Genomic DNA, 19,176 nt, shown 5'->3' on the forward strand with positions numbered 1-19,176 from the left:
CAGGCCACGGCGGGCCGCGGGCCCGCCGGGGGGGGCAAGCGCGCCCAGAGGCGGGGTGGGCAAGGAGGGCAGCTGGCCCGGCCAGGAACACCGCGGTCCGGGAGAGCAGTGGGACCGAACGGCCCACAGACGGACGCCCGGAAGTCGCGCGGCTACGGCTGAGGCAGCATCCCGCCAAAGCTCAGGTAATCCTTGGTGCAGGTCTCCGTAGCCTGGACAGTCAGCGCTGACTGCATGCAGGTCTCGTACTTGGCAGTAAACGGCCACAGAGCCACCATGGCAGCAAGGCCAAGAGTCATAAAGGCTGTAGCTGCAAGACCCATCGAAATGATCACACGCAGCGACCTGTGCAGCCCGTAGCGGACCACTTTAACCAGAGTCATGATGCCAACCACCAGAGCCGCAATACCCAGGGCAAGCGGGAGCAGCTTCCAGGGAAGCGCAAGCTCAGAGCTGATCAGCATTCCCAGCAGCAGGGCAATAAACACCCACAGGTAGGACCGGGCTTCCTTCGACTGGGCCGGTGTGGGCTCCGGTTTGCGTGTTGCCGGGGGAAACGGCGGTCGCGGGCGTACATCAGGGCCGTCGTTATTCATGGATTAAGCCTAGGCGACGCTTGGACTTAAGGTTGACACATGCGAATTGTTGTTCTGGTTTCCGGCACCGGCTCCAACCTCCAAGCCGTCCTCGATGCGGTGGCAGCGGGAGAGCTCGACGTCGAAATCGCGGCAGTAGGTGCCGACAGGAACGGAACCTACGGCGTCGAACGCGCTGCCGCAGCCGGATACGAAACGTTCGTAGTGAACTTCAAGGACTACGAGGTCCGCGCCGACTGGAACCGCGCCCTGACAGAGAAGGTCGCATCCTACGAGCCCGAGATCGTTCTTTCCTCAGGGTTTATGCGGATTGTGGATGAGCACTTCATCGACACCTTCGAAGGCCGATACGTCAACACGCATCCCGCACTGCTGCCCTCTTTCCCGGGCGCGCACGGAGTCCGCGATGCACTCGCTTATGGCGTGAAGGTAACCGGCTGCACGGTGCACATTGCCGACGCCGGCGTGGACACCGGGCCGATTCTGGCGCAGGCTGCGGTGGAGGTGTTCGACGGCGACACCGAGGAGACCCTGCACGAGCGCATCAAGGTGCAGGAACGCCGGCTGCTGATCGAGACCCTGGCCAAGATCAGCAAAGAAGGCATTCCGGCCCTCTGACGAGCGGCCCGCCCCTGGTGAGCCGCTCCCTGATCAGCGGCCCGCCTCTGGTGAGCTGCCCCCGCGCGGAACCTAACCCAACGCGAACCTAACCCAGCCCGGGAACCTCAGTCCAGCGCAGCGCCCTTGGTCTCAGGCGAGAACTTCGCCATCCACAGCACCGCCGCCACCACCAGCAGTCCGGCGACGGCAAAGGACAGCGGCAGTCCCAGATACGGCCACAGCACGGAAACAAAGAGCAATGGTCCGAAACCGGCACCAACACGCGAGGCAGTGGAGGCCCAGCCGAACCCGCTGGCACGCAGACGGGTGGGGTAGAGCTCGGAAACATAGGTGTACAGCACCGGTATGGCCACCTGCACCACCAACCCGTAGATCAAGAGCCATGTCGTTGCGGCAGCCGGAACGTCCACCACCAGGGCCACCACCACCAGAGACGCCGCGGCCGCAGGCCCGGTGATCCCCAGCAGCCACTTGCGGCCAACCCGCTCCACCAGCAGGGCCGCAGCAACAACACCCAGCAGACCCACTGCAGCCATGCCCGACGTCGTCAGGAACGCCTTGTACTCGGCATACCCGGCATCCACGAGGATCTTCGGCATCCACTGAAGGGCCAGGTAATAGACCAGCAGCACCGTCACGAACAGCGACCAGGCTGTCACCGTGGACTTCGGATTGGACCTCCACAGTTCGGCAAGCTGACTTCCCGTGGTCTTCAGCGAGAACTTCTGTGCGGGCTCCGGCTCCGGAAGCCGCCACTCAGTCTGGGTTCCCCCGGTACGGCGAATCAGGTCATTGATAACCGCACTGGCTTCTTCAGTGCGGCCCCTGCGGACCAGGAACAGCGGGGACTCGGGCACCGAACGCCGGACCCAGAACACCAGCAGCGCAGGAATAACCATCACCAGCATGGTCCAGCGCCAGTCCGCAACGGTCGCCATGATGACGGCGGAAGTCACGCCGCACAGCGCAGCACCTACCGGCCACCAGCCGTCCATGGCAGTCAGCACCCGGCCGCGCTGCTTCCGCGGAGTGAACTCACCCACCAGGGCGTAGTCCACCGGAACACAGCCGCCCAGCCCCACACCGGCAAGGAACCTAAAGACGCAGAACCAGGCGATGTCCGGCGCGAAGGCACCGGCCACGGTAAAGATCGAGAAAATCAGCAGCGTCGCGGTAAAGGCCTGCTTGCGGCCGATCGCATCCGCAATGGAGCCCCACAGGAACGCGCCAATAGCCATTCCCAGGAGGTTCGCAGTGCCAATCCACGCAGCCTGCGCCGGCACAAGGTTCCACTCCTCGGACAGCAGGGGAATGAGGACGCCGTTGAGCGTGACGTCCCAGGCATCGAACATAAAGCCCAGCCCGCCGATCAGGAAGATCTTGCCCTGGACCCGCCAGCGCCACGGCAGGTTCTGCACCACCTCGTCGCCCGCAGGCAGGGTATGGGTCGTTGTCATTTAGGGGCTGGCCTTCCGCCGGGACTTATAGTCATAAATGCACTAACTGGGCAAACTCTACAACGGACGACGCCGCGCGGCTCCCCGGAGCGCGTAATGTTCCCGAATGCGCCCCGCCGCCAAGCACACCAGAAAGCGGCCGCGTCAAAAGGGTGACGGCCCTGCCGGTGAGTATTACCCGCGGGCCTGTGCCCGGACGGCCCAAGGCATAAACTCAACCTTGGGCCCGCCGATGGCCCGCGTGCATCGTTCGCCGATACCCAGTTGGAGTGACTTCCGTGAGCAACACCCCCCTTGACCGTGTACCTATCCGCCGGGCCCTCATCTCGGTCTATGACAAGACCGGCCTGACGGAACTGGCTCAGGGCCTCTCCGCCGCCGGCGTCAGCATTGTCTCCACCGGCTCCACCGCCAAGCAGATCGCCGCTGCAGGCATTCAGGTCACCGAGGTAGCCGAAGTCACCGGCTTCCAGGAATGCCTGGACGGCCGCGTGAAGACGCTCCACCCGCGTGTGCACGCCGGCATCCTGGCCGACCGCCGCCGCCAGGACCACCGGGACCAGCTCGAAGAGCTCGGCATCGAACCCTTCGACCTCGTGGTCGTGAACCTCTACCCGTTCGTCGAGACCGTGAAGTCCGGCGCAGCACAGGACGACGTCGTCGAGCAGATCGACATCGGCGGACCGTCCATGGTCCGCGCTGCCGCCAAGAATCACCCCTCCGTCGCCGTTGTGGTGGATCCGGCCAAGTACTCCGCTGTCACCGCAGCTGCCGCTGCCGGCGGGTTTGACCTCAACGAACGACGCCGCCTGGCTGCCGAAGCGTTCGCCCATACCGCTGCGTACGACACAGCCGTGGCCAAGTGGACGGCTGCGCAGTTCGGTGACGGCACCGAAGCCGGAGCAACCTGGCCTGCGTACAGCGGTATGGCCCTGGAACGCTCCGAGGTGCTGCGCTACGGCGAAAACCCGCATCAGGCAGCTGCGCTCTACGCAGACCAGGACTCGATGCCCGGTGTGGCCCAGGCAGACCAGCTGCACGGCAAGGCCATGTCCTACAACAACTACGTCGACGCCGATGCCGCACTGCGTGCCGCCTTCGACTTCGACGAGCCGGCAGTCGCCGTCGTCAAGCACGCGAACCCGTGCGGTGTTGCCGTAGCCTCACCGGGTGCTGCTGACCCGATCGCGAACGCCCACCTGAAGGCACACGCCTGCGACCCGGTCTCCGCCTATGGCGGCGTGATTGCCGCAAACCGCACGGTTACCGCCGGCATGGCTGAGACCATAAAGGACATCTTCACTGAGGTTGTCATTGCTCCGGACTTCGAGCCGGAAGCCGTGGAGATCCTCTCCCGCAAGAAAAACATCCGCCTGCTCACCCTGCCGGACGGCTACGGACGCAACCCGCTGGAATTCCGCCAGGTCTCCGGCGGCGTGCTGATGCAGCAGCCGGACACCGTCGAAGCGGAAGGTGACGATCCGGCCAACTGGACCCTCGTCACTGGTGAAGCCGCCGATGAGAAGACGCTGGCCGATCTGGCCTTCGCCTGGCGTGCCGTCCGCGCCGCAAAGTCCAACGCGATCCTGCTCGCCCGCGACGGCGCCTCCGTAGGCGTGGGCATGGGTCAGGTCAACCGCGTTGACTCCTGCAAGCTCGCTGTGGAGCGTGCCAACACCCTGGCCGGTGAAGATGACGAGCGTGCCCGGGGTGCCGTAGCTGCCTCGGATGCCTTCTTCCCGTTCGCCGACGGACTCGAGATCCTGCTGAACGCCGGCGTCCGCGCCGTCGTCCAGCCCGGCGGTTCCGTGCGTGACGAAGAGGTGATTGCGGCCGCGAACGCGGCCGGCGTACCCATGTACTTCACCGGAGCACGGCACTTCTTCCACTAGGAGACACCCGGCAATGCCCCGCTGCGGGCCGCGCGCATGATGTCCGCGTGCGGCCCGCAGTTTAGGGAGCGCAACTGCGCTGTGGCATAGTTGGACACAGAAACCAGACCCAAAAAGCCGGGTCCCCGCATGTCTAAAGCCATGTCCGCGGACCCCCATTCCACAAGGAGACCGTGTGGCTGACAAAATCAAGGTTGTGGGCTCTGTCGTAGAGCTCGACGGCGACGAGATGACGCGGATCATCTGGCAGTTCATCAAGGACCGCCTGATCAACCCGTACCTGGACGTAGACCTGAAGTACTACGACCTCTCGATCCAGAACCGTGACGCCACGGACGACCAGGTCACCATCGACGCAGCCAACGCGATCAAGGAACACGGCGTAGGCGTCAAGTGCGCAACCATTACTCCGGATGAAGCACGTGTTGAAGAATTCGGCCTGAAGAAGATGTGGGTTTCCCCGAACGGGACCATCCGCAACATCCTCGGCGGCGTCGTCTTCCGCGAACCGATCATCATCTCCAACATCCCGCGCCTGGTTCCGGGCTGGAACAAGCCGATCATCATTGGCCGCCACGCACACGGCGACCAGTACAAGGCCACCAACTTCAAGGTCCCGGGTGCCGGCACCCTGACCCTGACCTACACCCCGGCTGACGGCGGCGAAGAAATCAAGCAGACCGTTGTCACGTACCCCGAAGAGGGCGGCGTGGCCATGGGCATGTACAACTTCAACGAGTCCATCAAGGACTTCGCACGTGCATCCTTCGCCTACGGCCTGCAGCGCAACTACCCGGTGTACCTCTCCACCAAGAACACGATCCTGAAGGCCTACGACGGCCAGTTCAAGGACCTGTTCCAGGAAGTCTTCGACGCCGAGTTCAAAGATCAGTTCGAAACAGCCGGCCTCACCTACGAGCACCGCCTGATCGATGACATGGTTGCCTCCGCGATGAAGTGGGAAGGCGGCTACGTCTGGGCCTGCAAGAACTACGACGGCGACGTCCAGTCCGACACCGTTGCGCAGGGCTTCGGCTCGCTGGGTCTGATGACCTCCGTGCTGATGACCCCGGACGGCAAGACCGTTGAGGCTGAAGCCGCACACGGCACCGTGACCCGTCACTACCGCCAGCACCAGCAGGGCAAGCCCACCTCCACCAACCCGATCGCTTCGATCTTCGCGTGGACCCGTGGCCTGATGCACCGCGGCAAGCTGGACAACACCCCCGAGGTCATCAACTTCGCGCAGACCCTTGAAGACGTAGTCGTCAAGACGGTCGAATCCGGCAAGATGACCAAGGACCTGGCACTGCTGGTCGGACCCGACCAGCCGTACCTGACCACCGAAGAGTTCCTCGCCGCACTGGACGAGAACCTCAAGGTGCGCCTGGGCTAAGACCCAAGCTTCATACCGCAGTAAACAGCCAGCCCCGGTCCGGAAAGGATCGGGGCTGGCTGTTTGTTTCGGGTTGTCCGGGCCGCGGGTCCGGGGCTGTCCTGCCCGCCGGGCGGGCCGGAACGGCGGCAACGAAACTCCTTCGCTCGCAGAGCTCGCTTGGAGTATTAAAGCCGCCTAACCCGGCCCGTCCGGCGAGCTCGCTGTGTCACCGTCCGGGGTCGCCGCGGCACTGGCGAGTTCACAGTGGCACGTCAGGAGCGGGTTGAGGACTAGGAGCCGGAGCTCCCGGAGCCGGAGTCCATGCCGCCGGATCCCGATCCCGAGCCGGACGAACCCGGGGAACCGGAGCCACCGGAGCCGAAGCCGGAACCGGAACTGCCGGAGTCTCCCATCCCGGATCCGGAACCGCCCGAGCCCATGCCGCCGGAGGAGCCGCTGCCTCCGCCGGAAGCCGAGCCGGAGGAGGAGCCCGAGCTGACCGATGAACTGACCGTCTCAGACTCACCGCTGATCACATTGCTGTCACCCGAGTAGGACGAGGAAACCTCGATCTTGCGGGGCCTGGCCCGCTCGCTCACGGGGATAAACACACTCAGGACACCGTTTTCATACTTGGCGGAAATGCCCTCGATGTTTATGCCCTGGCCCAGGTTCAGCTGGCGCAGGAAAGTGCCGGACTCACGCTCCCGGTTCAGCCAGGTGGCGCCGTCGGGCACGTGGATGGTGCGTTCGGCCCGGATGGTCAGCAGCTGGCCGTCAACATCCACATCGACCGATCCCGGATCTATGCCGGGCAGGTCGGCGTTCAAGATGTAGTGGTCACCCTCGCGGTACAGGTCGATCGGCATCAGCCGCAGCCGCTGCCTGGGATCCAAAAGGGCTCCTGCCATGCGGTCCAGTTCGCGGAAAGGATCGAATTTCATGGCCATTCTCATCAACTCCTTTTCACCCGTCCCGTTCAGACGGGTGGATGTGTTCTTCACTGACAGGAATAACGAAGGGTCGACTGCTTGAGCGGTAACTGAATCGGGGTTGAGTCATCTCCACTCAAGAATAGAATTAGGCTAGCACTCGCCAATATCGAGTGCCAGAGGTCATGCAAAAATCCGGGTCCCCGATGATCAATTCACCGGCCACAGATGAACCGGCTCGTTGCTGTGCATGAGGTGCCAGTAGCGGCGGGTCATTTCGGCCAGCGCTGAGGTGCGGTCATAGCCCTCAGCCTCAAGCCGCATAAGAACTGAAACCTGCCAGGAAGCACCGTTCTGCTCGGTCCTGGCACGCTCACGGATCACCGTCAGGTAGCGCTCGATCAGCGCGTCATCCACACCGAGCTCCCGGAGCCCGTCTGCAGCCATGGGAACCAGATGCCGCACCACCAGCTCCGTCACCGGGATATCTCCGATGCCGGGCCAATACACCGATGCATCCAGGCCCAGCCGCGAACAGGCCAGGAAATTGTCCGCAGCGGTCTTGAACGCCGTGCGGGTCCACAGCGGACGGTCCGCAGTGCGCAGGGTCTGCACCAGACCGTAGAAGAAGGCCGCGTTGGCGCTTACATCCAGGACGGTTGGTCCGGCGGGCAGCACACGGTTTTCGAGCCGCAGGTTCGGCGCGTGGGTGCCCGGATCATATATGGGCCGGTTCCACCGGTACACGGTGCCGTTGTGCAGCCGCAGCTCCGGCAGCAGGGGAGCACCGGCATCCGTGGAACCGGAACTGGCGGGGGAGAGCTCGGGCAGCAGCGCCGGGAAATACCGCACATTCTCTTCGAACAGATCGAAGATGGAGGTTATCCAGCGTTCGCCGAACCAAACCCGCGGCCGCACACCCTGGTTTCGCATCTCCGGCGGACGGGTGTCGATGGCCTGCTTGAAGAGTTCGATCCGGGTTTCCTGCCAGAGCACATGCTCCAGGAAGATTGGCGAGTTGGCTGCCAAAGCCACCTGGGGCCCGGCAATCAGCTGGGCAGCGTTCCAGGCCGGAGCGAAGTCCGCCGGGCTGACCTCCAGGTGCAGCTGCAGGGACGTACAGGCAGCCTCAGGAGCGATGTTCTTCGCGTACTGGGTCAGGGACTCGGACCCGTTCAGCGAGAGGTACACATCCTCGCCGCGGGCCTGGAGCACGGAAGTGTTCAGCGCCGCGTAGCGCGCGCCGGAGCTAATCCAGGCATCGCCGTCGAGCACGTCGTTGGTGAGCGTGGGCAGGATGCCCACCATCAGGATGTTCGCCTCAGCCTTGGCCGCGAGCTCGTCGGCCCGGTTGAGCTGGGCACGCAGGCTCTCTTCCAGCTCCAGCAGGCCCTGGCCCCGGATGGACATCGCCGGATGGTTCATCTCAATGTTGAAGGCTCCCATTTCCGTCTGGAAGGACGGATCGGCTATTTCCTCGAGCACGGAGGAGTTCCGCAGGGCGGGCGTGAAGTCGTCGTTGGTCAGGTTCAATTCAAGTTCGACGCCGATGCTCGCGGTGTCCGCGAACTGCGCAGTACCCAGGAAGCCGGCGAACCTGTCCAGATTCTCCAGCAGCCGGCGTCGGTAGCGGGTCCGCTCTTCGCGGGTGAACGACCTGGCGTTGACCTCTGTTCCCATGGATGAAGATAACCACGCCGCGGTGGCGATGTATAGCATCCCGGCGGCCCTCATTTTCGGTCCGTGCCAACAACACCGGGGCAAAGAAAACCGTCCGTCCGGAAGCGGTGCTTCCAGACGGACGGCGGGCAGCGCGGACTGCTACGGAAGCTTGCTCGCCGGCTGCAGGGACGGAAGGGAGCGTTCGTCGTTGGGGTAGCGGACACCGAGCTGGGCACGTACCTCATCAAAGAGCTGCATGGTCTGCAGGGAATCGGCCCAGGGCATGGTCGGGCTCTCGGTCAGGCCTTCCTGAATACAGCGCGTGACTTCCCGGAGTTCATAGGTATAACCATTGCCCACCTGCTGGAAACGCTCAGTGCGGGCCGGACCCATGTGCTGCTGGATGTAGAGCTCCACCGGGTTATGCAGGGGAGCGCCGGTTCGGATCCAGCCCTCGCTGCCGGAGATGGTGGCGGTGCGGGGCCCGGAGGCGAGCAGGGACGAGGTTAGCTGCGCCTGTGCACCGGAGCTGTAGCCCAGGTTCAGTGCGTTCTGGGTGTCGACGCCGTCGCTGTTCAGGGTGCCGCTCGCCTGGACGCGCTGTGGGAAGCCAAGCGAGCCGACTGCAAGCGTGAGGGGATAGACGGCAAGGTCCAGGAGGGCTCCGCCGCCTGCGGCAGGATCCCAAAGCCGGGCGGCGGGATCGTACGGCGCCGGGAAACCAAGATCCGCCTGGACCCAGTGGATCTCACCCAGCTCGCCGCTGGAGAGGATCTCCCAGAGCCGGTTGATGCACGGCAGGAAACGGGTCCAGACGGCTTCCATCAGGAACACTCCGCGGCGCGAGGCTACGTCGATTAGGTCAGCCAGTTCAGCGGCGTTGATAGTGATCGACTTTTCGCAGAGCACGTGCTTCCCGGCCTCGAGTGCCTCACGGGCGAGCTCGTAATGCTGAGCGTGCGGAGAAGCTATATAGACAACGTCCACTTCCGGGTCAGCGAAGAGCTGGCGGTACCCCTTGCCCCGGGCATCGTCGTCGTAATAACTGGTGGCGAAGCCGAAACGCTGGGCGAATTCCACGGCCGTGGCCTCCGACCGCGAGCTGACGGCCTGCAGGACGGCGTCCTCGAGCCGGGCAATGTCCTCGGTGACACGCCCTGCGATGCGGCCGGTGGCCACGACGCCCCAGCGCAGGGTACGGCCGGTGGCCTGCACCGGGCTGGGCGCCCCCTGAAGGACGCACGGCGGTGTGCGGATAAACTGCGGGGCGCTCATATTTCGGCTCTCAATCATTGGCTTGGCTGGCTAGTGTCTCGGCATTAGAACTACCTTATTGGCCGGGCCGTAAACTGCCCAGTCCCGACGCTCACCCGCGGACGGTTTGGTTATTGTGCGGTACGAAAAAGCCCGGGCTGCCTTCCGTAACGGAGGACAGCCCGGGCTCAGCGCGTCAGCGGAAACTGTACTTACTTGACCAGTTCAGCCAGCGTCGGATCGTTGGCGTAAGCCTCGGCAGCGTTGTCCTTGGTGACGATCTGCGGTTCCAGCAGGTAGGCCGGAACAACCTTCACACCGTTGTCGTAGGACTCGTCGTCGTTGATTTCCAGCTCTTCACCGGCACCCAGGCCCTTGACCATGTCGATGGTGTGGTTCACCAGGGCGCGGGTGTCCTTGTTGATGGTGGAGTACTGGACGCCGTCCATGATGGACTTCACGGACTCAACCTCGGAATCCTGGCCGGTCACAACCGGAACCGGCTTCCCGGCAGCGGCGACGGAGGTCAGGATGGCGCGGGCCAGGGTGTCGTTCGGGGACAGGACACCGTCCAGTTCCTCAGAACCGTAGGAACCCGAGAGCAGGGTGTCCATGCGCTTCTGGGCGTTCTCGGCCTTCCAGCCCTGGGTGACAGCCTGGTTGAATTCGGTCTGGCCGGAAACAACGTTCAGGTTGCCGGCTTCGATCTCCGGCTTCAGGACGTCCATGGCGCCGTCGAAGAAGACCTGTGCGTTGGCGTCGTCGGGGGAGCCGGCGAAGAGCTCGATGTTCCAGGGGCCTTCGGGCTTGTTGGCCTTCATTCCGTCCAGCAGGGCCTGGCCCTGGAGCTGGCCGACCTGGAAGTTGTCGTACGCGACGTAGTAGTCAACGTTCTCAGTGTTGGTCAGCAGGCGGTCGTAGGCGATGACGGTGATGCCGGCATCCTTGGCTTCCTGCAGCTGGGAGCCGAGCTGGGCGCCGTCGATTGCTCCGACAACCAGGACCTTGACGCCGTTGGTGATCATGGAGCTGATCTGGTTCTGCTGCTCGGAGACGCCGCCGTTGGCGAACTGGACCTGCGGCTCGTAGCCGGCTTCCTTCAGGCCGTCGTTGAACAGGCCTTCTGCGAGGACCCAGTTTTCCGAGGTCTTCTGGGGCAGCGCTACGCCGATTGCCGATCCCTCTTCGAAGCCGGCAGCTTCGCCGGTGGAAGCTTCGTCGGCACGGCCGCAGGCGGACAGCGACAGTGCTGCCACCGTGGCGACTACGGCAAATGACTTTGCGATCTTACGCATGGTGTTCCTTCTCTTGATGGGTGGTGCGGGTGGTATGGGTGGTGCGGGGATTGCGGCGCGGATTAAGCGGCCCGGTGGGGCTTAGGCATCCGTTCCGATGGTGGACTTGGTGCCGGTGGGCATCTCAGGCTTGGGATTCACGGGTGCGGGGACGGAGAGCTTGTCCTTGGACCCGAAGTTCTTCATCATCATGCCGATGATGGAGGGCTTCCCCTGGCTCTTGTTGTAGACATCCAGTGCCACGGCGATCAGCAGGACCAGGCCCTTGATGATCGAGGTCAGGTCAGCGCCGATGCCCAGCAGCTGCAGGCCGTTGTTCAGCACGGCCATGACCAGGCCGCCGACGATCGAGCCAACCACGGTGCCGACGCCGCCGGAGACGGCTGCACCGCCAATGAAGACTGCGGCGATGGCGTCGAGTTCCCAGCCGGTGCCGTCAAACGGTCCGGAGGCGGTGGAGCGGGCCACGAAGATCATGCCGGCCAGGGAGGCCAGGATGGACATGTTCATCATGACCAGGAAGTTGACCTTCTTGCTCCGCACGCCGGAGAGCTCAGCTGCGTGCAGGTTGCCGCCCACAGCGTAGACGTGGCGGCCGACCACGGTCTTGGTGGAGATGAAGACATACAGGACCACCAGGGCAGCCAGGATGATGCCGGATACCGGGAAGGAGGTACCCGGACGGCCCGTAGAGAACAGGTACGTGGCGTAGAGGATTGCAGCGACCAGAAGGCCGGTCTTGGTGACGGCAACCCAGGCAGGCGGATTAACCGAGCCGATCTTCACCGTCTTGGCACGGCGGCGGACTTCACCGACGATTACGACGGCGGCGAGGACCAGGCCAAGGAGCAGGGTCAGGTTGTTGTAGCCCGTGTTGGGACCAACCTCGGGCAGGTAGCCGGCGCCGATGAACTGGAATTCCTGCGGCACGGGAACGGTGTTGGACTTGCCGATGTACTGGTTGGCGCCGCGGAAGATCAGCATGCCTGCGAGCGTGACGATGAATGCCGGTATACCCACGTAGGCCACCCAGAGGCCCTGCCAGGCACCGATGGCGGCACCGATCAGCAGGCCGAGCAGGATGCCCGCCCACCACGGAATGCCCCAGTCCCGCATGGCCATGGCCACGATGATGCCGGTTACGGCGGCGACTGAGCCGACCGAGAGGTCAATGTGCCCGGCGATGATCACAAAGACCATGCCCACGGCAAGGATCAGGATGTAGGAGTTGCCGTTGAACAGGTTGATCATGTTCGTGGGCGTCAGGGTCTTGCCGCCGGTCAGCCACTGGAAGAGGCCGATCAGGACGACGAGGGCAAAGATCATGCCGAACTGGCGGCCATTGCCGCTCAGCAGCTGTTTCATGGCTTTCATGAGAGGGGTCCTTGGGTGGCGAGGTCGGAGGTTTGCTTGCCGGCGGAGGTCATGAGCTTCATGAGGTTTTCCTGGCTGGCTTCAGCCTTGGAAAGTTCACCGGTGATCGCGCCTTCGAAAATTGTGTAGATGCGGTCGGAGAGACCAAGGAGCTCGGGAAGCTCCGAGGAGATCACGATCACGCCCTTGCCCTGGTTGGCCAGCTGCTGGATGATCCCGTAAATCTCGTATTTGGCACCGACGTCGATGCCGCGGGTGGGTTCGTCGAGGATCAGCAGGTCCGGGTCGGTGAACATCCACTTCGCCAGGACAACCTTCTGCTGGTTTCCGCCGGAGAGCTTGGAAACGCCTTCGTCCACGGTGGGAGCCTTGGTCCGCAGGTTCTTGCGGTATTCCTCGGCGTATCGGTATTCCTGGTCCTTGTCGACGACGAGGCCTTTGGTGATCTTCTTCAGGTTCGAGGCCACAGTGGTGGCCTTGATGTCATCGAGCAGGTTCAGTCCGAGGGTCTTGCGGTCCTCCGTCACGTACGCGAGGCCGTGGCTGATGGCCTGCGGCACGGACTTGAAGGTGACTTGCCGGCCGTCCTTGATGATCTCGCCGCTGATGAAGTTGCCGTAGGAACGTCCGAACAGGGACCGGGCCAGCTCCGTGCGGCCGGCTCCCATGAGGCCGGCGAAGCCGACAATCTCACCGCGCCGGACGTGGAAGCTGGAACCCTTGCAAACCAGGCGGTCCGGCACTGTGGGGTGCCCGACGGTCCAGTCCCTCACTTCAAAGAACACTTCACCGATGTTCGGGGTGTGGTCCGGGAAGCGTGACTCGAGCGAGCGGCCCACCATGCCCTTGATGATGCGGTCTTCGTTCGCGCCGTCGACGGCTACGTCGATGGTTTCGATGGACTTGCCGTCACGGATGATGGTGATCGAATCCGCGATCTGCTCGATCTCGTTGAGCTTGTGGGAGATCATGATGCAGCTGATCCCCTTGGACCTAAGCCCGGCCATCAGGTCCAGCAGGTGCTGGGAATCGGTTTCGTTCAGTGCGGCTGTGGGCTCGTCGAGGATGAGCAGCTTCACGCGCTTGCTCAGGGCCTTCGCGATCTCCACGAGCTGCTGCTTCCCCACACCGATGTCCTTGATCGGGGTAGTGGGGTCTTCCTCGAGGCCAACCCTGGCCATCAGCTCGGATGCCTCGAGGTTTGCGCGGTCCCAGTCGATGAAACCGAAGCGCCGAGGCTCGTTGCCCAGGAAGATGTTCTCCGCGATGGACAGTTCGGGGATCAGCGCCAGTTCCTGGTGGATGATGACGATGCCGGCGGCCTCAGAGGAACGGATGTCCTTGAACTGGACAACTTCCCCCTGGAAGACGATTTCGCCGCTGTAGGTTCCGTAGGGGTAGACCCCGGAAAGAACCTTCATGAGGGTGGATTTGCCGGCTCCGTTTTCACCGCAAATAGCGTGGATTTCTCCAGCTTTTACGGAGATTGAGACGTCGGACAGAGCCTTGACGCCGGGAAATTCCTTGGTGATGGAACGCATTTCCAGGATGGTGTGGTTATGCGGCATGTGCCCAAACCCCGCCGTAGGGGCACTGGACGCTGAGCGCTCCAGTTGCCCGAGCTGCAACTGCTGCTCGCATAAGTGCCTCCCGTTGTGACTTCTTTGTCTTGCTGCAGACCCCAATAGGGGTCGATAGAGAAGTAAACTCTTATTCCCTACTTGTCGTCAAGTCTTGAACGCAAGACCGAAACAGTGCCAAAAAAACATAGATTCTAAATAAAATGGGTTTGCCGAAAAAAGGGCTGATCAGAGCAGTGCGTCGGCCTGCGCCAGGACCAGCGAAGCAGCCCCCAGGGCCTCGGCGCGGTCACCGAGCGAGGACATCGTGATCGTGGTGGTTTCTCCAATCAGCGGCACGGCGTGGCGCAGCAGTCCGCGCTCGATGGGGCTCAGGAAAGCTTCACCCAAACCGGTCAGCGAGCCGCCCACGACGATTACCTCGGGGTTTAGCGCGTTGGCAATGCCCGCCACCGCCCTGCCCACGGCCATCCCGGCGTCGTCCACCACCCGCAGCGTGGCAGGATCTCCGGCCGCGGCCTGCGCGATGATGTCAGCTGTGGTGACCGGCTCCGCGGAGGCGCGGCTGAGCAGATCGATCATGGTGGCGGTGGAGGCAACGGTTTCCAGGCAGCCGCGGTTCCCGCAGCGGCAGATCAGGCCCTGGTCCGAGATGGTGGCGTGGCCGATTTCCCCGGTGATGCCTACATGGCCGTAGAACAGTGACCCGTTGATCACCAGTCCTGCGCCGATGCCGGTGGCAACCTTGACGAAGATGAGGTTCTCGCAGCCGCCGTGCGGCCCCCATGTCACCTGTGCCAGCGCGCCGAGGTTTGCATCATTGTCGATGTGAACGGGGACTTTGAGCCGGGCGGCCAGGTCTTCCCGCATGTTGATGCCCACCCATTCGGGCAGGATCGCGCCCCGCACCACTGTGCCGCTGCGCCGGTCGATCGGGCCGGGAATGCCGACGCCGGCGCCCAGGACACGGTCCCGGTCCACCTCGGCTTCGCGGAGTACGGATTCGAAGAGTTCCGCGGCGGCGTCCATGCCTTCGTCGGCGCTGTGCCCGGCAGGCAGGGAGATCGAATCTTCACCGATGATGCTGTAGCCGAGGGTGGCCAGAACTACCCGGACGTGGCGGCGGCCGATGTCGATCCCGGCGGCGACCGCGCCGGTGTCGTTGAGCCGGACGGAAAGGGCGCGGCGGCCGGAGCTGGTGGTCGGTTCAGTCATCACCAGCCCGGATTCGGACATCTGCCGGACGATGTTTGAGACTGTGGCGCTGGAGAGGCCGGTCGAGCGTGAGAGCTCGGCCTGGGTTTGCGGGCCGGAAGCGAGCAGTGCCTCCTGGATGCGCTGCTGGTTGCGTGCACGCAGCGCGGTCTGGGAACCGGGTTTTGTTCGCCGGCCGGCGGCGGGAAAGGCCCTCAACGTTGAGGGTGATTCGGCAGACATAGAGTTTAGGGTCCTATACGGATCGCTTGTGGTCAAGAAATGAATGCAAAGAGTTTTTTTGAGCACGCAGAATTATTGCCCGGTGCCCGGGGGGAGTGGCGGGAAATTATTGGGCAGCGAGAGCGTCGCGGTGCTCGGCTGCCATTTCGAGGTAGTGGGCAGCGTTGCGCTGCACGTTGGCGAACTCCTCATCCGTCAGTGTGCGGCGCACCTTGGCAGGCACCCCGGCCACCAGGGAGCGCGGCGGAACCTGGGTACCCTCGAGCACCAGTGCGCCTGCAGCCACAAGGGAACCTGCGCCGATGACCGCCCCGTTCATGATGGTTGCGCTCATGCCCACCAGGCAGTCGTCCTCCACAGTGCAGCCGTGCACGACGGCGTTGTGTCCCACGCTGACCCGCTCGCCGACGCTGGTGGGGAAACCCGGGTCGGCGTGCAGCACCACGTTGTCCTGCAGGTTGGTTCCGGCGCCGACACGGATCGCGTTGGAGTCACCGCGCACGCAGACGCCGTAGAACGCGCTGGCTCCCGGACCCAGTTCGACGTCGCCAATCAGCGACGCCGTGGGTGCCAGGAAAACAGACGGGTCGAAAACGGGTGTCTTGCCGCGGAGCGTAACGATGTGAGCCATGCGACAACTCTAACGGTCGGGCAGCAGCCAGCCCGGTGTGCGGCACGGCGTCCCCTGAGTCGACGTGCGGAAGGATGGCGTGCTGAACGCTTGCCTAGTTGAAGACGATGGTCCGGCGGCCGTCGAGGAGCACGCGGTGCTCGGCATGCCACTGCACCGCCTTGGACAGGGTGCGTCCCTCAACTCCGGCACCGAGGGCGGCAAGCCGCTGGGCTGTCCGGGAGTGGTCCACCCGGATGACTTCCTGCTCGATGATCGGCCCTTCATCCAGGTCCGAGGTCACGTAGTGTGCCGTCGCCCCGATCAGTTTTACGCCGCGGGCGTGCGCCTGGTGGTACGGGCGTGCGCCCTTGAAGGAGGGCAGGAAGGAGTGGTGGATGTTGATCGCCCGGCCGGAGAGCTCCTGACAGAGTTCGTTGCTCAGGATCTGCATGTAGCGGGCCAGTACCACCAGCTCAATGTCCAGTTCGGCCATCAGTGCCCGCAGCTGGTTCTCGGCTTCCTGCTTTGTGTCCGCAGTGACCGGGATGTGATGGAAGGGAATGCCGTAGAACTCAGCCAGGCCGGCCAGATCCCGGTGGTTGGAAACGATCGCGGGGATCTCGATCGGCAGGTTGCCGGCCCGCTGCTGGAAGAGCAGGTCGTTGAGGCAGTGCCCGTCCTTGGACGCCATGATCAGGGTGCGCACGGGCACTCCGGCGCGGTGCAGTTCCCAGTCCATCCCGAACTGTCCGGCGACCGGAGTGATCCGGGACCGGACGTCGTCGTAGGTCCCCGGTGCCGTGAAGTCCACGCGCATAAAGAAGGTGCCGGAGTCCGGGCTCCCGTACTGCTGGGACTCCGTGATGTTCCCGCCTGCTCCCGCCAGCGCACCGGAGACAGCGTGGACGATTCCCGGCCGGTCGGCACAGGAAAGCGTCAGTGTGTACGCGCCGGCTTCCGCAGCGGCGTCGAGGGGGGAAACAGGGGCAATGGGGGACGCCGGCAGCCCGGCGGAGGCATCTTCTCTCACCTTCCCAAGGTTACCGCCCGGGCGCCCACCGCCTAGGCTGGGTGAATGGACGTTACTTTCGCCCCGCTTATGGACAAGGACGAAGAGGAACTGGTCAAATTCCTGACCACCAACAGCTTTCCGTTCCACCGGATCACGGCTCCCTCCGAGGAACTGGTCCGCAGGCTGCTGCTGGAGGGAAGGTTTGAGTCCGACGGCGTCTGCACCTTCTGGGTCTTCGGCGGCAACCACCGGCTTGGCCTGGTGATCCTGGAGGACCTCGACGACGAGTGCGCGTACTTCGACCTTCGCCTGGTGGAGGAGCACAGAGGTGAGGGCAAGGGGGTTCCGGTGCTTCGTGCCCTGACGGACAAAGTCTTCACCGACTACCCGCACCCGCGCCGCTTCGCCGGACGGATGCGGGAAGACAACATTGCCATGCGCAAGACCCTGCTGCGCACCGGATTCATCAAGGAAGGGCACCTGCGCGAGGAGTGGCCCCTGCCGGACGGGAGCCGGCTGGCGGAAGTGGTCTACAGCCGGCTGCGCTCTGACTGGGAAACGGGAACCGTTTCCGGCTTCGAGTGGGAGGACGTCACTGCACGGTAGGATGTAACCGTCGCAACTGGCGTTGGGTGGGTAACCACCAGGAAGCGGCACAGAGCAGTAACATACCGCGGATCGCACGCCTGGGCCTTCGGTCAAGTTGTCATCTGTTTGTCATGCCCGGACCCCGGGGGTGCCCGGCAGGTAGCCTGACCTATAGAACACCTTTCCCCAGGAGATCCACGTGAGACTATCCACCCAGCCCGTCACCAATGCCCCCCTCTCCGAGGTTGACCCGGAGATCGCCGCAGTCCTAGACGGGGAACTGGCCCGCCAGCGCAATACGCTGGAAATGATCGCTTCAGAAAACTTCGCCCCGCGTGCCGTACTGGAAGCACAGGGCTCGGTCCTGACCAACAAGTACGCCGAGGGCTACCCCGGACGCCGCTACTACGGTGGATGCGAGCAGGTTGATGTCGCCGAGAACCTCGCAATCGAACGGGTCAAGGCCCTGTTCGGCGCCGAGTTCGCCAACGTGCAGCCGCACTCCGGAGCCCAGGCCAACGCTGCCGCGCTCGCTGCCCTGATCAAGCCCGGTGACAAGATCATGGGCCTGAACCTGGCACACGGCGGTCACCTGACCCACGGCATGAAGCTGAACTTCTCCGGAAAGCTCTACGAAGTTGCGGCCTACGGCGTGGACGAAAACACTTACCGCGTGGACATGGACAAGGTCCGCGCACAGGCAATTGCCGAAAAGCCCCAGGTCATCATTGCCGGGTGGTCCGCGTACCCGCGGCAGCTGGACTTCGAAGCGTTCCGTTCGATTGCCGACGAGGTTGGCGCCTACCTGTGGACGGACATGGCGCACTTCGCCGGCCTGGTGGCAGCCGGACTGCACCCGAGCCCGGTGCCGTATTCCGACGTCGTTACCTCCACGGTGCACAAGACCCTTGCCGGCCCGCGTTCCGGCATGATCCTGGCCAAGGAAGAATTCGGCAAGAAGATCAACTCCAGCGTCTTCCCCGGACAGCAGGGCGGTCCGCTCATGCACGTCATCGCTGCCAAGGCCGTGGCGTTCAAGGTTGCCGGCTCGGAGGAATTCCGTGAGCGGCAGGAACGCGTGCTCGAAGGCGCCCGGATCATCGCCGACCGCCTGACCGCGGCTGATGTCGCAGAGCACGGTGTCTCCGTGCTCACCGGCGGCACCGACGTCCACCTGATCCTGGTTGACCTGCGGAACTCCGTACTGGACGGCAAGCAGGCCGAAGACCTGCTGCACTCGGTGGGGATCACCGTGAACCGCAACTCGATCCCGTTCGATCCCCGCCCGCCGATGGTCACGTCCGGCCTGCGCATCGGAACCCCCGCGCTGGCCACCCGCGGATTCGGTGCCAAGGAGTTCACCGAGGTCGCCGAGATCATCGCCGCGGCCCTGAAGCCTTCCCCGGACACCGAAGCACTGCGCAGCCGGGTCACCGCCCTGGCCGAGGACTTCCCGCTCTACCCGGGCCAGGAGGAATGGTAAAC

Annotated in this window: 15 protein-coding genes, 1 pseudogene and 1 riboswitch; of the genes and pseudogenes, 5 read left to right on the top strand and 11 right to left on the bottom strand. The window is 63.8% G+C overall.

Annotation, left to right across the window (positions count from 1 at the left end; translation table 11 throughout):
• Positions 1-152: 152 nt before the first annotated feature.
• Positions 153-596 carry an NfeD family protein gene (locus tag TVC13_RS07705; RefSeq protein ID WP_422400637.1) on the bottom strand — a complete coding sequence of 148 codons (444 nt, stop codon included), beginning with the start codon at positions 594-596 and terminating at the stop codon, positions 153-155.
• Between the two features lie 39 nt (positions 597-635).
• Here TVC13_RS07705 and purN point away from each other — a divergent pair, with 39 nt between their 5' ends.
• Positions 636-1,214, top strand: coding sequence for a phosphoribosylglycinamide formyltransferase (gene purN, locus TVC13_RS07710; protein WP_422400638.1), 579 nt, complete (start codon positions 636-638; stop codon positions 1,212-1,214).
• Between the two features lie 107 nt (positions 1,215-1,321).
• Here purN and TVC13_RS07715 read toward each other — a convergent pair whose 3' ends face one another.
• Positions 1,322-2,674, bottom strand: a complete 1,353-nt coding sequence (locus TVC13_RS07715; protein WP_422400639.1) for an MFS transporter — start codon at positions 2,672-2,674, stop codon at positions 1,322-1,324.
• Between the two features lie 278 nt (positions 2,675-2,952).
• On the opposite strand from TVC13_RS07715, the gene purH reads away from it, so the two are divergent.
• Entirely contained in the window at positions 2,953-4,566 is a 1,614-nt protein-coding gene (gene purH / locus TVC13_RS07720) for a bifunctional phosphoribosylaminoimidazolecarboxamide formyltransferase/IMP cyclohydrolase (protein WP_422400640.1), read from the top strand.
• A 175-nt stretch (positions 4,567-4,741) separates the two neighbouring features.
• A complete protein-coding gene (locus tag TVC13_RS07725; RefSeq protein ID WP_422400641.1) occupies positions 4,742-5,962 on the top strand; it encodes an NADP-dependent isocitrate dehydrogenase in 1,221 nt (406 codons plus the stop codon).
• A 536-nt stretch (positions 5,963-6,498) separates the two neighbouring features.
• On the opposite strand, the pseudogene TVC13_RS07730 reads toward TVC13_RS07725, so the two are convergent.
• From TVC13_RS07730 to purU, 9 genes and pseudogenes are all read right to left on the bottom strand, one after another.
• Positions 6,499-6,894 (bottom strand): annotated as a pseudogene (locus TVC13_RS07730) (Hsp20/alpha crystallin family protein); the annotation flags it as partial.
• Between the two features lie 192 nt (positions 6,895-7,086).
• On the bottom strand, positions 7,087-8,556 hold the full coding sequence (locus TVC13_RS07735; protein ID WP_422400642.1) for a glutamate--cysteine ligase: 1,470 nt from the start codon (positions 8,554-8,556) through the stop codon (positions 7,087-7,089).
• A 141-nt stretch (positions 8,557-8,697) separates the two neighbouring features.
• Complete coding sequence (locus tag TVC13_RS07740) at positions 8,698-9,813, bottom strand: Gfo/Idh/MocA family protein (RefSeq protein ID WP_422400643.1); 1,116 nt, start codon at positions 9,811-9,813, stop codon at positions 8,698-8,700.
• A gap of 191 nt (positions 9,814-10,004) precedes the next feature.
• Complete coding sequence (locus tag TVC13_RS07745; protein ID WP_422400644.1) at positions 10,005-11,087, bottom strand: substrate-binding domain-containing protein; 1,083 nt, start codon at positions 11,085-11,087, stop codon at positions 10,005-10,007.
• Between the two features lie 81 nt (positions 11,088-11,168).
• Positions 11,169-12,461, bottom strand: coding sequence for a multiple monosaccharide ABC transporter permease (gene mmsB, locus TVC13_RS07750; RefSeq protein ID WP_422400645.1), 1,293 nt, complete (start codon positions 12,459-12,461; stop codon positions 11,169-11,171).
• Complete coding sequence (mmsA, locus tag TVC13_RS07755; RefSeq protein WP_422400646.1) at positions 12,458-14,029, bottom strand: multiple monosaccharide ABC transporter ATP-binding protein; 1,572 nt, start codon at positions 14,027-14,029, stop codon at positions 12,458-12,460. Before mmsA ends, mmsB begins: the two co-directional genes overlap by 4 nt.
• Before the next feature lie 240 nt (positions 14,030-14,269).
• Positions 14,270-15,478: an ROK family transcriptional regulator gene (locus TVC13_RS07760; protein ID WP_422400647.1), complete on the bottom strand. Its 1,209-nt coding sequence runs from the start codon at positions 15,476-15,478 to the stop codon at positions 14,270-14,272.
• Positions 15,479-15,584: 106 nt separating this feature from the next.
• The gene (locus TVC13_RS07765; protein ID WP_422400648.1) at positions 15,585-16,109 is read right to left on the bottom strand and encodes a gamma carbonic anhydrase family protein; all 525 of its coding nucleotides are present in this window, start codon (positions 16,107-16,109) and stop codon (positions 15,585-15,587) included.
• 94 nt (positions 16,110-16,203) lie between these two features.
• Positions 16,204-17,082: a formyltetrahydrofolate deformylase gene (gene purU / locus TVC13_RS07770; RefSeq protein ID WP_422400678.1), complete on the bottom strand. Its 879-nt coding sequence runs from the start codon at positions 17,080-17,082 to the stop codon at positions 16,204-16,206.
• Positions 17,083-17,166: 84 nt separating this feature from the next.
• On the opposite strand from purU, the gene TVC13_RS07775 reads away from it, so the two are divergent.
• Entirely contained in the window at positions 17,167-17,709 is a 543-nt protein-coding gene (locus tag TVC13_RS07775; protein ID WP_422400649.1) for a GNAT family N-acetyltransferase, read from the top strand.
• A gap of 2 nt (positions 17,710-17,711) precedes the next feature.
• A riboswitch (ZMP/ZTP riboswitch) is annotated at positions 17,712-17,802 on the top strand.
• Positions 17,803-17,890: 88 nt separating this feature from the next.
• On the top strand, positions 17,891-19,174 hold the full coding sequence (gene glyA / locus TVC13_RS07780) for a serine hydroxymethyltransferase (protein WP_422400650.1): 1,284 nt from the start codon (positions 17,891-17,893) through the stop codon (positions 19,172-19,174).
• Positions 19,175-19,176 lie beyond the last annotated feature (2 nt).

It is taken from the genome of Arthrobacter sp. 3Tela_A (assembly GCF_049311025.1).
GTDB lineage: Bacteria > Actinomycetota > Actinomycetes > Actinomycetales > Micrococcaceae > Arthrobacter_B.